A 12,462-nucleotide genomic window follows, 5' to 3' on the forward strand; every position below is an offset into this window, starting at 1 on the left:
TGACTCCATAAGACGAAAAAATTATATGGCCATTGGGGGCGGTTGTGTCGTGAGGTAGGACGCTGCCAGTAGGGCGCCCAGCAATAGCACGCTCTCGATCTGCAAAACCAGGCGGACAGTTCTCTTCCCCTGATCGGAACGGGATGCCGCTGGCAGGCCGATGTATTTGTTGTAACCACCGAGCGCAATCGCAAGAAGAACTAGCCCAATTTTGATGAGCAGCACAGCGCCGTAGGCGGAATGAACCAGATGCGTCACCGTCCCCACCCGGTGCAACCCGCTGTAAAAGCCGGTGCCCAGGAGGACGACCAGGGCGGCCATCGCCATGGTTGACATCTGGTCGAGATAAGGGGTGATAGCGTGGCCAGGCAGCGCAGCGATACGCCGCTCCCTGAGCGCAAACCAACCCGAGGCCAGTACGGCGCCAGTCCAGGCGGCGATGCTCCAGTAATGCGCGGCCTCGGCAGCCAGCGGTACCGTCCAGAGTCCCTCTTCGCCGGCGTGCCCCATGGATGCGCGTGTCACGGCAAAGATCACCAGTCCCACCAGCGTCATGGCGTCGCTGGCTGGGCGCGCCTGCTTCGACAGCAACAATACGAAAATCAAGACCATCATGAGAACGGCAATGCAGCCGGCATGGCCGTAATCAGTGGTTGACAGCATCGGCCACACCATAGGCAAGGCTGCCGACAGCGGTAGGCCGCCCATGACGGCCGTCGCAGCCCAGAGGACCGCTATGCCGGCCACAATACCGAGCCCCGCTGCCAGCAAATCAAGGCGCTGCAGCTCCGGCTCGAACTCGGCGCGCGCCACACCGCTCGCAATCATCCAGCGGCGCGCGAGCCACGTGCCAACCAGCCACGTGAAGCCCAGGTTCACTGCCAAGGCCGCCCCGACTTGCAGCAACGAGACTGGATCCAATTACTTCACCGTGAACTTGAAGTCGCCGGTGCGACGATGGCCGTCGTGACCAGCCGCTGCCCACTTCACTGCGTATTCACCCGCATTCAACGGCGGCAGTTCCAGGCGAAGCACCGCATGGTCCTGGCTATCGACCCGCGACTTTTGGGCGGTCACCGGTTTGCCATCAGCCGCATTGACGGTAATAGAGCTGAACGCTTCCTCGACTTTTTCGTTAAACGTCAGCGACACTTCCGGCGGGGCGGTAGCCAATACGGCGCCAGCCTGCGGATTGGATGCCTTCAGCGTGGCGTGCGCGGCGGCGAACGGACTCGCCAGAATTGCGGCCAACAAGGCAGTGGTGGCGAGCGTGTTCTGCAGTGCTTTCATGAATTTCTCCTGGTGTAAAAGTTATTTTGCTGCTTCGATCGACGTGACCGTCAGAGCGCCATCCACCTTGTCGGCGCTAAAACGCACCTTGTCCCCTTGCTTAACCTTATCGAGCATGGCCGCATCCTGCACCTTAAACACCATGGTCATACCCGGCATGCCCAGGTTTTTCAGTTCGCCATGCTTAATGGTCAGCTTTTTGGCGTCTTTATCGACCTTTTTGATTTCTCCGTCGGTCATCGCTGCGCGGGTGGTCGCCGCGTCCTGCGCATGCACGGCGCTACCTGCGGTAGCGAATGTCAGTCCAAGCAGTGCGGCGAAGACTACATTGTTGAGGGTTTTCATGGTCATTCCTTTCATTTCAGTTGATTAATGCTCACCGTGGCCGGTGGGCTTGCGTACGTTCAGTTCCACGTCCGATTTGTTTTTAGCGGGCATCGACTGACCGCCCGCAGTGCTGCTGCGTGTTGGCTCCGGCAAGTCGCCCGTCCATTCATAAGCAACGGTGCCAACCGGATGCTTGTACCAACCTGGGTCAGCATAGTCCCCGCGCTTTTGGTCCTTGCGGACCTTTAACACGGTAAACATCCCGCCCATTTCCACACCACCGAAGGGTCCCTCCCCTGTCATCATCGGCAAAGTGTTGTCCGGCAGCGGCATTTCCATACCGCCCATCGAACCGCCCTTATCACCCATGACCATGTAGTCAGGCACGATCTTATTGATCTTCTCGGCGACGCCGCGGTGGTCCACGCCAATCATCGTCGGCACCTCATGTCCCATGGCATTCATCGTGTGGTGCGACTTATGGCAGTGGAAGGCCCAGTCACCCGGGTCCGTCGCCACAAATTCAATCGCGCGCATCTGGCCAACGGCGACGTCGGTGGTGACCTCGGGCCAGCGGGAGGCGGGTGGGGTCCATCCGCCGTCGGTCCCGGTGACCTCAAACTCATGCCCATGCAAGTGGATCGGGTGATTGGTCATCGTGAGGTTGCCAACACGAATGCGTACCTTGTCACCCTGCCGCACCGGCATCGAAGCAATCCCCGGGAAGACCCTGCTGTTAAAGGTCCACAAGTTAAAATCGAGCATCGTGTTGGTTTTGGGGGTGAAGCTCCCCGGCTCGACGTCATAGGCGTTGAGCAGGAATACGAAATCCCGGTCGACGGCATGCAGCGCCGGATCCTTGGGATGCGTCACCCAAAAGCCCATCATGCCCATTGCCATCTGTACCATCTCGTCAGCGTGCGGGTGGTACATGAAGGTGCCGGGGCGCTTGGCGATGAAGTCGTAGACAAAGGTTTTTCCTGGCGCAATGCCTGGCTGCGTCAGTCCCGTTACGCCATCCATGCCATTGGGCAGCCGTTGCCCATGCCAATGAATACTGGTGTGTTCAGGCAGCTTGTTGGTGACGAAGATGCGGACACGGTCGCCCTCCACCACTTCGATGGTCGGTCCCGGGGACTGGCCGTTGTACCCCCACAGATTCGCCTTCATGCCGGGCGCGAGTTCCCGCACAACTGGCTCAGCGACCAGGTGAAACTCCTTGACACCGTTATTCATTCTCCACGGCAGCGACCACCCGTTGAGCGTGACCACGGGATTGTAGGGGCGGCCGTTGGGCGGTGGAGGCGGTACCTGGGTGTTGGCATGATTCATCAGCACGGCCTCTGGCAACGTTGCTGCCCCAGCCTTCGTCACCGCCGCGGCGCTGACGGCTACCGCCCCGGCGCCCTTAAAAAAATCTCTGCGTGAAATCATGGCGTCGTCCTTGTGTCGGTATTGCTGCCGCCATGGATGGCGGTCTGCAGTTTGGTCTCAGCGATCCAGAAGTCGCGCTGCGTGTCGATCGCTGCGCTGACGCTTTGCAACTGTTCGCGCGAATCGGCCAGTAGCTCAAATACACTGGCCAGCATGCCGTTGTAGCGCAACAGCACCTCGTCGGAGATCTTCTTGCGCAGTGGTACCACGTCGTCCCGATAGTGACGGGCGATATCGTAGGCCGTGCGATAAGCCGAGTAGGCTTCGCGTACCTCCGAGCGCGCCCGCACCGCCGTATCCGTGGTGCGATGCAGCGCCTGCATGTAGAGCGCTTCAGCGCGCGCCACTCTGGCGCCGCCCCAGTCGAAGATGGGCAGTTCGAGCGAAACCTGATACCCGTTTTCGCGCGGCAGACCCGACGTGCTCTTGTTGGCATAGCCGGCGTCAAGCACATTGATGAATGCCGTCGCCTTGGTCAGGCCCAACGCGTCGGCTGTAGCCTCCACGTCCTTGCGCGCAGCGAGGACATCCAACCTCTGCATCATTGCCAGGCTTTCCGCATTGGCGACTTCGCGTGGCGCGGCGGGCAGATCGGGAAGCCGGTCAGGCAGCGAGAAATTCTGCTGCTCTCCCCACAACCCCAGCAACCTGGTCAGCTGCTCGCGGGTTGCCGTCGCCTCGTGCCGCGTCCTGGCTTGCAAGGTCACGGCGTCTTGATAAAACGCGCGCTCCCGCGCCTGGTCAAGCTTGCTCCAGTTGCCCACCTTCGCCATCTGGTCCGCCAATTGAGCTGATGCCTCGGCCGCACCGCGCACTTGTTCCGCGAACGCGGCCGACTGCGCCGCAGCGACCGCGGTGAAGTACACGCGGCATGTCTCGGCCGCCAGTTGCACGGCTTGGGCGGCCGTCTGCAGCTTCGCCTGTTCAAACCGCCGGCCTTCGATGCGCTTGCGGGCCGGCAATGTCACCAAACCTGCGACATCGAACATGATGCTACGGTCGATTTCCGCGTCCCGCCCCCACTGACCCGACTGAAACTAAATCCCGGGTTGCGTAGCCGACCAGCCTGAACAAAGTCGGCCTCCGCTACGCCCAGTTCTGCAAAGCTGGCGCGCAAAGCCGCGTTGTTCATCAGCGCTATCTGCACCGCCGATTCCACGGTCAAAGGCTTGCCAAGAAGTTCCGGCACTTGGTTTTGCGCAGCGACGCCCGTCTTGGTGAAGTGGGTTGCCTGACCTACTCGTTCTTGGGTCAGGGACGACACGTCATTGAGTCCTCCGTCGGCGGACAGGCTGGCACAGCCGGCAAGTAGCACGGCTGAGAGCCCTGCCATCGAGCGACTCATGAGCGGCGTATTGAGTCGTAACATATTCAATGGCCCTTTTCTTTCATTTGGTGCTCCTTGTGGGGCGCGGAGCCCGCGGCTGGTGCCGCCGCCGGGGCGTTGGCCGGGGGCGGGTTCATCTCCAACGACGCATTGCCATGTGCACTATGGTCGGCCCCGCCGGCAGCTGCCTGATTGGCAGGTACCCATTGTTTATCCGGCGCGCCGTCCGGCTCGACAGCGGGTTGGTAGTCGAAAAAAGCCGATTGGTACTTCAGCGGCGGTACCGCAGCGTCGGGGTCCGTGGCAGCGCCCTGCACGCGCAGTGGCTGTGCATAGACAAGCAGCGGCGCGCCAACCACTGCAAGTAGCAGCGAATGGATGCGTTTCATGATTTCTTCCTCTAAGAACGGCGAGCACCTGGTGGTCAAGCTCAGGTGAAGCGCAAATCAGAATGTGAATGCTGTGAAGACTTAGGGATGCTGGCGAGGCGGTCGCTCGAGCATGGCGGGGACGAAGACAGTCATCGCCGGTTCCGCCGCCGCAGTAGCAAAGGTGGCTAGCTGTACCGGCAACAATCCCATCGAAGAGGCGGGAAGGACGGCCGCGCCGATGCAGCAGCTCGCACACTGGCTGCACTTGCTGTGCGAGTTCGCAGCATGCTGCGCATCACCTTCGGCACAGTGCGCCGCAGGCCCGGTCGCGTGCGCCCCGCCCGCCATGCCGTCAACCGCATGATGGACTGGCGGGGCACTTTGTCCCAAACCTGCACTGCAGGACATGGCGGCCACCGCACTTCCCTGCAAAGGGAGTGCTGCGATCAAAATCCAGAGCAGGTAACGGAAAAATATGCGCATATACGGGCAGAAATGGTACAGCAGTCCTTCGAATAATAGCAAGCTCACCTACCATACACCTTCCCATAAGGGGAAGGTCAAGGCCATCCGGTGATGCTACAGCATTTTTACCTCAGGCTTGCCAACTTGCGCAGTCACTGATTAAATTGCGCTGCTGTAAATTTCAACAAGATTTTCGGAGACCTTATGCGCAAAATCATTTCGTTCGCCTTGCTGTCGGCATTTAGCTTTCCCCTTCTGGCCGCCACACCAACGGAAACCCTGGCGGAATTTCATCAGGCGCTTGCCGCTGGAAAATCCGATGTGGTTTCCGCTTTTCTGAGTCCGCAAATTCAAATCTACGAATCAGGCTATGTTGAGCGTTCGCGCGACGAATATACTGGCCATCATCTGAAAGCAGACATCGAATTTGCCAAGGCCACCCAAAACACGGTCCTCAAACATTATGAACGTAGCGACGGCAACCTTGCCGTTGTCATGCAAGAGACTGAAACGACCGGAAAATTCAAGGGCAAGGACGTGCATTCGTTCGGAACAGAGACCGCACTCCTCGAAAAACAAGGCGACAAATGGGTGATTGTGCATATCCATTGGTCGTCGCGTAAAGCGAAGTAATGGTCAAGCGCGTCCTGCCGCTCCCGACCATTGTCAGTTGCGGTAGGTCGGGTTGGGTGCTACGTAGACGCGCACCCCACGGGCATTGAATCCGGCCGGGACAATCGCCGACAGGTTAAAACTGGTATCCGGGCGCAGCGTGTCGAATTGCCAGGTAAAGGCGTTGCCATCGATCTGGAAGGTCACCACGTCGCCCTGATCGACGTTCACGTATTTGGTCCATGGAGTAATTACGACCGTACGGGTGGCCTCGGGCGTTCGAGCAGCGGAGCCGAACGCCGGATTAATGTGAATCTCGCCCTCGTGGGCCATTGCAGCCAACGGGCTCAGCGCAGCTACAGCGAGAATGGCGACGACTTTTTTCATCAGATTTTGCATGATTCGATCCTTTTCTGAATTTGGGTTGCTTGCATTTGTAAAACTGATGTAGCTATTCTACGAAGCCAACCCGCACCCCAGAATGACCCGAACATTACATTTATATTACAGCCTTGCCGACAATGCCTCAGTGCATATCGGCGAACAACTAGGATAAAATGCCTCGCCAACGCCCCTTACCAGTCACCGAAGCGGAGACCCATTGAATCTCGAACCCACAGCGCCTACATCGCACGAACAGCAGCTGCTCATCGAACAATGGAAAACCGATCCGGCCGCCACCTACCGTAGCTGGTTTTTGTGGGAAGAGCGGCTGAAGAACTTCCGATCGATCCGCCGCGGACTGCACGCAGTGGTCAAAGAGATTCGGGACGACACGTTCGGCAGTGCTTATCGCGGGTCCTCGTTGGAAACGGTCGTGCACTCCATCGCGGAGCAGCGCCAAATCTTTAAAGGCGCCGACCATGCGTTCTTGTGGAAGCCCAAGCTGCGTATTCCCGATATTTATGAGGATCGCAGTAACCAGCTGGCGTTCGCAAAATTCCTGGATACCTGCCTTTGCTGCGGAACCGAGGCCGAAGTAGTGGAAGCGGTGCGCGCGCTCGATGCGCAGCAGATCAAGGGCTTGGGGCCGGCTTGCGCGAATTTGCTGTACTTCCTGCATCCGACAATCACCCCTCCGAACAATACGGCCATCGTCAAAGGGTTTAACGCTTTCTTTGGCGCCAATGTCAAGCTGGGCCGCTGGAATGAATACCTGGCCATGCGCGAGCGCATGCTGGCGTTCAACGCGACACATAGGAAGTGGCTGTCGAACGACCTTGGTGCGGTAGCTGGCTTTCTCTTCGATATCGGTTCAGGTCGCTACTCGATCGGTGCCGCCAACGCCGTCTCGGTTGACTGGGAAGCCGATCTCGCGCGTGTGCACGAAGAAAGTGCTGCGGCACATAAGGCACGCCTGGCCGCATCGGAGAACGACCAGAATCACACACAGATTCAAGGCTGGCTGCGTGACTTGGGCGTCTCCCTGGGCTTTCCGGTGTGGATTGCCAACAATGACAAGGGCCGTCCCTATGGGAATGGCCGTCTCGGCGATGGCTGCGTGACTGAGTTACCGCAGGCGATACGCGCTATCAGTGCCTGCGACACCATCGCGCTCATCGACGTGCTCTGGCTGCACCCCACGTCAGGGAAAATCGCCATGGCCTTCGAGGTCGAACACAGCACCAGTATCTACTCCGGCATCGTCCGGATGCTCGATCTGGCGCTTGGCGTCCCCGAACACGATGGCTCCACCTACTTTCTCGTCGCGCCAGATGCACGCGAAGCGGATGTACGGGCACAGTTTGCTCGCCCAGCATTTTCGCGAGTCAAAGAGCTTGACGTGCGCTACATTGGGTACGGCGAGTTGTCCAAGCACCGCGAGGCGATTGCGCGATTCGGCAACGGCGAGAAGGCCATCCTTGCCATCGCCAAATCATTGACCTAAGTCTGTTTGTCGGCGCCGCTGCTGGTCGGAAACCGGAGCGAGAAGCGCGTTGCTCCATGACGCGTACTGGTCACGCTGGCACTGCCTCCGTGCAGCAACATGATCGATTTGACGATGGCAAGCCCGAGCCCTGCCGATGATGATGTGGACGAGCGTGATTTGTCGGAGCGGTAAAACCGGTCAAATAGGCGTGGCAAATGCTCCTCGTAAATACCAGCCCCTGGATTGCTCACCGAGATGGTGGTGCCATCGGTGCTCTGAATGGCCTCCATGGAGATGACGCCCTTGCGCGGCGTATAGCGCACGGCGTTCGCCACCAAATTGCTCACCGCGCGCCGCAGCAAATGTACGTCAGCCAGCACGTAACCGGACGCCGTGATATCGAACGACACGCCGGCGTCTGAGGCTGGCCCTTCGAAATACTCGGCGATTCGCTCCAGTTCAGTTCGCGCGTCAAGCCGCTCGGTTGCCAATGCAATCTGGTCGTGGTCGGCCCTGGCCAGGAACAGCATGCTCTCGACCATTCTCGCCAACCGCCCGACTTCCTCATAATTGGATGCCAGCAGATTCTGGTACTCCTCCGGTTCCCTCGGCTGGGAAAGCATCACCTCCGTCTGTATCATCAGATTGTTAAGCGGGGTACGCAGGTCATGCGCCAGATCATCGGCGAACTGGGACAGATTATTGAAGCTGTACTCCAACCGGTCGAATACCTCATTGAAGGATGTCGCCAACGTCCGCAGCTCCTCCGGCGCCAAGGCCCCATCCAGCCGCGCCGTCAAATTATGCGCCGTCACTTCCCTGGCCTGCTGCGCCAGCGCCTTGACTCTTCGCAAGCCTTGCCGGACGAGCCAAAAGCCCAATAAAGCGGTCAGCGCCGCCCCGACGATAGCTGCCGACAGTACCTTCAGCCGGTATGCCGCCAAGACCACCGCGCGGTCAGCGGCAGTGCGCGCAATCATGATGCGCACGGAGGCACCGGTGTCCCCCACCTGCCCCATTGCGCTAATAACCCGTATCGGTACGCCATTGGCCAATTGAGCGGTTTGTACCATGGCCTCGGAAATGATCGCGCCAGCAGGCAACCTTCCTTCAGGGCGAATTAATACTGGATCATCGGAATTCTGCATCAATACACGGCCGTCGCTGCCCCGCACAACCAACAGCAAACCGTGCCGCCGGTCCACGGCATCCAAAAACCGGTGAGGATCGCTGTGAATCAAAGTCAGATTTGGTGTTTCCTCCAGCAAATGCCGTACCTGGGCCAGCCGATCGACCAGCTCGGCATCGTCGCGCTCCAGGAGTTGCAAGGCCAGCGCTTGGTACAGGTAAAATCCGACCGCCGAAAACACCGTCACGGCGACACAGGCGAACAAGGCGCCCAGTTGCAACGTCAGTGAGCGGTTGGGCCATCTCATCCGCGATCTTCCAGAACATAGCCCATGCTGCGGATTGTGTGGATGGCTTTAGCGGGTACGGTTCATCAATTTTGGCGCGCAGCCTGCGCACCGCTACATCGACGACATTCGTATCGCTGTCGAAATTCATATCCCAGACTTGGGATGCGATGAGCGGCCGGGACAAGACTTGGCCGACGCGCCGCGACAGCAGATGGAGAAGGGCGAACTCCTTCGCGGTTAAATCTATGCGATGTCCGGCGCGCGTAACGCGTCGCTTCGGCACATCAATTTCAAGGTCGGCAATCTGAATGAGCTCGGCTTCCTTGAGCGGGCCGCGCCGCAGCAAGGTCCGGATCCGAATGAGTAATTCGGCGAATGCGAACGGCTTGACGAGGTAATCGTCGGCGCCCAGTTCGAGTCCTTTGATCCGGTCATCCAGTGCATCGCGCGCGGTTAAAAACAACACCGGCGTTTCCACCGTTTTGCGCATTTCACTGACGATTTGCCAACCGTCCAGGCCCGGCAGCATGACATCGAGCACGATCAAGTCATAATGCACGGACGTCGCAGCATGCAAACCATCCGGGCCAGTCTTGGCCCAATCGACGATGAATCCCGATTCGGTGAGCCCTTTCTGGATATACTCGCCAGCCTTTTGCTCGTCTTCGACCACTAAGAGCCGCATTCTTTTGCTTCCCCATTACATTGCTGTCATTAGCGCAACCATCACGTACCGGCGCTCCCGGTCCAGTGTACCCTGCCAGAATGACGTCGACATGGCAGTCACATTACAAAATTGTCAGAAACCGGCGCATAGCGCATTATCCACCAGGCCGGATGAGCATCACATACTCAGATGTGGGGACTGCTGGGAAAGCCAGGGCGCTCCGGGCGGACTGCAAGAGCAACGCTGCACAGCCGCTTGCCGCGCCCGATGCCGCTCCGTTCGTGCCGCGGACGGCATCGCCAGTCGGCTTGTCTCATCAGGATCGGTACCTGCCATGTATCACTTCATGGCCAGCTTGGCGCGCAAAAATACCATGTACGAGGAGGGACTCGATCCATAAATGCCGTCCAGCACGGCCGGTTTCCAGTAGCGGCTGGCAAGGGCACCGGCGCTGAACTTAATATTTCCGGCCGAGTAGAAATCATGGAAGAAGCCGATACTCAGCTTTCTCACATTGAAAATACGGCCATCCAGCGGCTCCCCTGCACGAAACAGTTCGTCGTTCTCCACACGCTCAAAACGGCCGAACAGTGTGGTATCCAGATGAAACAGCCGATGGCCGCACGCCACTGGTGGATCGCCAGCATCCGCATCGGCAGCGCATCCGCGCAATCCGGTGGGATATGGATTGCCGTTATCGCCATGTACATCTGATAAACAAATCCTCTATGCCCGCTAGCGCCAAGGAACCCGGTCGCCAGCGAAGAAATGAAGATCGCCTCCTGCCCATGGCATTTGCTGTCGGCAGCCGGCTAAGTACATCAATCCATTCTTGCATACGGCGTCAAACAGCGACGTCAAGCAATGCTCAATTTCTAAGGAATTCATCATGAACAAGTTCTTCACCACACTGACCACCATGGGCATCGCCATGGTGTTGACAGCCTGCGCCAGCACAGACGTGCCGCAACGCGCCGCGCTGCCACTGGATCATGGTCCCCGCGCCCAAACGACGCCCTGGCTAAACCAGCAGCGCCTGCTGCATGCTGAACAGCAAGCGAAAGTCGGCGCCGAAAAGTTATCACAGGACCCAAATAAATAATCCGCCTGAACTACGATTTAGCTGCGATTCAGTTCTCTCACAATTGAAAGGAAATACCATGAAACCTGTTACCACCTTCTCACTGATCCTAGCGGTGTTCATCTCCGGCCTTGCCTTCGCGCAGACCGATGCCATGAAGGGTATGGACACCCAGGGCATGATGATGATGGATCCGGCGTCGCAGAAATGTGCCGACATGAAAGGCATGGACATGAAAGACATGGCCACGCAGAAGTGCAAGGACATGATGACGCGCAAGGATGGCGAAGGCCACGCCAAGGACGCCAAGATGATGACGCATCAGGCCACGGCGGTCGTCAAGGCTATCGATCCTGCAGCGGGCAAGGTGACACTGGCCCATGAAGCAATCAAAAGCCTGAACTGGCCGGCGATGACGATGGCCTTCGCGGTCAAGGACAAGATGCTGCTAGATAAACTAGCGGTGGGCAAACAAGTCCGGGTTGAACTCAAAAAAAGGAGGGATCGGACTACGTCGTAGTCACCGTGAAGTAAGGTGACACGACGATGAGCGCGAATATGCAATTGCACAATCGCGCTCATCTGCGATGTTGCAGTCGCACGCAGCGTAACGCACGACGGCCGGCCCGATCCTTCTAGTCTGATCTGTCCAGTTCGAGAAGGATGCCACATTGGCGTGCCGACCGCGTTTCTCCGCATTGCGATCGCAACTGTTCGAGCTGCGATCGCAGGCTTTGCAGTTCCTGGATACGGGTCGCGACGTGATCAATATGCTTGTCGAGCAAGGTATTGACCCCGTCGCAACTGGCCTCCGGCACATCGCGCAATGACAGCAGAAGCCGGATCTCGTCCAGTGACATGTCGAGAGATCTGCAATGCCGGATGAATTGCCGGCGCTTGATGTGCTCGTCGCCGTAGAGTCGATAATTGCTCGCAGAGCGTGCGGGCTGTGGCAAGAGACCTTCCTGCTCGTAATAGCGAATGGTCTCAGTTGAGGCGCCGGTCGCGATGGCGAGCTGGCTGATTTTGAAAAGTGCGGCGTGGGACATCGGATGTACCTTGATTTGAAGAACGCGTCCAGTTCGCTTGACCTTATAGCTACTATAGGGTTTCTAATCGCAGTATATCGCCAATTGGATTGGCTGACACGAATGGATCGATATGCAATGTTGCGATGACAAAAACGGGTGTGACACGGTTTTGGCGGCAGTGGAGGAATGCGCGGCGCCGGCGGGAGTGGAGGAAGCCATTTTCCTGATTCAGAAAATGGATTGCCCCACGGAGGAAAAGCTCATTCGCGATAGGTTCAAGACGACTGCCGGCGTCGAGAGCATGCATTTCAACCTCATGCAGCGCGAATTGACTGTTCGGCACCGGTTGGGATCGACGCAGGCGCTGCTCAAAGGGTTGACGGGACTGGGCCTTGACCCGGTGCTAAAGGCGGACTCGCTGGACGTTAGCGCTGCAGCGCTTCAATCCAACAATGCGGTCGAAGGTTTCCGGATCCCAATTTTGAAATGGGTCCTGATGGGCGTCTCTGGCGTTGCCGCGATTGGTTCCGAGGTGCTGGCATGGTCCAGCGGCGCCGACGGTTCCTAGC

The 12,462-nt window shown here is 58.4% G+C and carries 15 protein-coding genes and 2 pseudogenes; 7 read left to right on the forward strand and 10 right to left on the reverse strand.

All coding sequences use genetic code 11. The features are described 5' to 3' along the window. Positions 1–21: 21 nt before the first annotated feature. From ACHMW6_RS25235 to ACHMW6_RS25260, 6 genes and pseudogenes are all read right to left on the reverse strand, one after another. Entirely contained in the window at positions 22–879 is an 858-nt protein-coding gene (locus tag ACHMW6_RS25235) for a copper resistance D family protein (RefSeq protein WP_395408707.1), read from the reverse strand. A 42-nt stretch (positions 880–921) separates the two neighbouring features. Further along, positions 922–1,290, reverse strand: coding sequence for a copper resistance protein CopC (locus tag ACHMW6_RS25240; protein WP_395400930.1), 369 nt, complete (start codon positions 1,288–1,290; stop codon positions 922–924). Positions 1,291–1,311: 21 nt separating this feature from the next. Further along, on the reverse strand, positions 1,312–1,635 hold the full coding sequence (locus ACHMW6_RS25245; RefSeq protein WP_395400931.1) for a copper-binding protein: 324 nt from the start codon (positions 1,633–1,635) through the stop codon (positions 1,312–1,314). A 24-nt stretch (positions 1,636–1,659) separates the two neighbouring features. Continuing rightward, complete coding sequence (locus ACHMW6_RS25250; RefSeq protein WP_395400933.1) at positions 1,660–3,051, reverse strand: multicopper oxidase family protein; 1,392 nt, start codon at positions 3,049–3,051, stop codon at positions 1,660–1,662. Then, positions 3,048–4,420, reverse strand: a pseudogene (locus ACHMW6_RS25255) (TolC family protein). Before ACHMW6_RS25255 ends, ACHMW6_RS25250 begins: the two are co-directional and overlap by 4 nt. 2 nt (positions 4,421–4,422) lie before the next feature. Then, on the reverse strand, positions 4,423–4,767 hold the full coding sequence (locus tag ACHMW6_RS25260) for a hypothetical protein (protein WP_395400935.1): 345 nt from the start codon (positions 4,765–4,767) through the stop codon (positions 4,423–4,425). A gap of 267 nt (positions 4,768–5,034) precedes the next feature. Between ACHMW6_RS25260 and ACHMW6_RS25265 the strand changes: the two genes are divergently transcribed. Continuing rightward, positions 5,035–5,268 (forward strand): hypothetical protein, encoded by a 234-nt coding sequence (locus tag ACHMW6_RS25265; RefSeq protein ID WP_395400937.1) that lies wholly within the window; start codon positions 5,035–5,037, stop codon positions 5,266–5,268. A 150-nt stretch (positions 5,269–5,418) separates the two neighbouring features. After that, entirely contained in the window at positions 5,419–5,847 is a 429-nt protein-coding gene (locus tag ACHMW6_RS25270) for a YybH family protein (RefSeq protein WP_395400939.1), read from the forward strand. Between the two features lie 33 nt (positions 5,848–5,880). Here ACHMW6_RS25270 and ACHMW6_RS25275 read toward each other — a convergent pair whose 3' ends face one another. Continuing rightward, positions 5,881–6,225, reverse strand: coding sequence for a CzcE family metal-binding protein (locus ACHMW6_RS25275; protein ID WP_395400941.1), 345 nt, complete (start codon positions 6,223–6,225; stop codon positions 5,881–5,883). Between the two features lie 202 nt (positions 6,226–6,427). Here ACHMW6_RS25275 and ACHMW6_RS25280 point away from each other — a divergent pair, with 202 nt between their 5' ends. After that, the gene (locus ACHMW6_RS25280; protein WP_395400943.1) at positions 6,428–7,714 is read left to right on the forward strand and encodes a type II restriction endonuclease; all 1,287 of its coding nucleotides are present in this window, start codon (positions 6,428–6,430) and stop codon (positions 7,712–7,714) included. On the opposite strand, the gene ACHMW6_RS25285 is transcribed toward ACHMW6_RS25280, so the two are convergent. Together ACHMW6_RS25285 and ACHMW6_RS25290 are read right to left on the reverse strand one after the other, a co-directional pair. Beyond that, positions 7,711–9,132 (reverse strand): heavy metal sensor histidine kinase, encoded by a 1,422-nt coding sequence (locus ACHMW6_RS25285; RefSeq protein WP_395400945.1) that lies wholly within the window; start codon positions 9,130–9,132, stop codon positions 7,711–7,713. The genes ACHMW6_RS25280 and ACHMW6_RS25285 overlap by 4 nt on opposite strands. Beyond that, positions 9,129–9,799, reverse strand: a pseudogene (locus ACHMW6_RS25290) (heavy metal response regulator transcription factor). Before ACHMW6_RS25290 ends, ACHMW6_RS25285 begins: the two are co-directional and overlap by 4 nt. 465 nt (positions 9,800–10,264) lie before the next feature. Here ACHMW6_RS25290 and ACHMW6_RS25295 point away from each other — a divergent pair. The 3 genes from ACHMW6_RS25295 (at position 10,265) to ACHMW6_RS25305 (ending at position 11,382) form a co-directional block, all read left to right on the forward strand. Then, entirely contained in the window at positions 10,265–10,495 is a 231-nt protein-coding gene (locus ACHMW6_RS25295; RefSeq protein ID WP_395400947.1) for a hypothetical protein, read from the forward strand. A gap of 175 nt (positions 10,496–10,670) precedes the next feature. After that, positions 10,671–10,883 (forward strand): hypothetical protein, encoded by a 213-nt coding sequence (locus ACHMW6_RS25300; protein ID WP_395400949.1) that lies wholly within the window; start codon positions 10,671–10,673, stop codon positions 10,881–10,883. 58 nt (positions 10,884–10,941) lie between these two features. Next, on the forward strand, positions 10,942–11,382 hold the full coding sequence (locus tag ACHMW6_RS25305; protein ID WP_395400951.1) for a copper-binding protein: 441 nt from the start codon (positions 10,942–10,944) through the stop codon (positions 11,380–11,382). Positions 11,383–11,497: 115 nt separating this feature from the next. On the opposite strand, the gene cadR is transcribed toward ACHMW6_RS25305, so the two are convergent. Continuing rightward, the gene (cadR, locus tag ACHMW6_RS25310; RefSeq protein ID WP_395400953.1) at positions 11,498–11,911 is read right to left on the reverse strand and encodes a Cd(II)/Pb(II)-responsive transcriptional regulator; all 414 of its coding nucleotides are present in this window, start codon (positions 11,909–11,911) and stop codon (positions 11,498–11,500) included. 187 nt (positions 11,912–12,098) lie between these two features. Here cadR and ACHMW6_RS25315 point away from each other — a divergent pair, with 187 nt between their 5' ends. After that, the gene (locus ACHMW6_RS25315) at positions 12,099–12,461 is read left to right on the forward strand and encodes a hypothetical protein (protein ID WP_395400955.1); all 363 of its coding nucleotides are present in this window, start codon (positions 12,099–12,101) and stop codon (positions 12,459–12,461) included. The last annotated feature ends 1 nt before the right edge of the window (position 12,462 follow it).

The sequence above is a fragment of the Pseudoduganella sp. UC29_106 genome, from assembly GCF_044055365.1.
GTDB lineage: Bacteria > Pseudomonadota > Gammaproteobacteria > Burkholderiales > Burkholderiaceae_D > Rugamonas.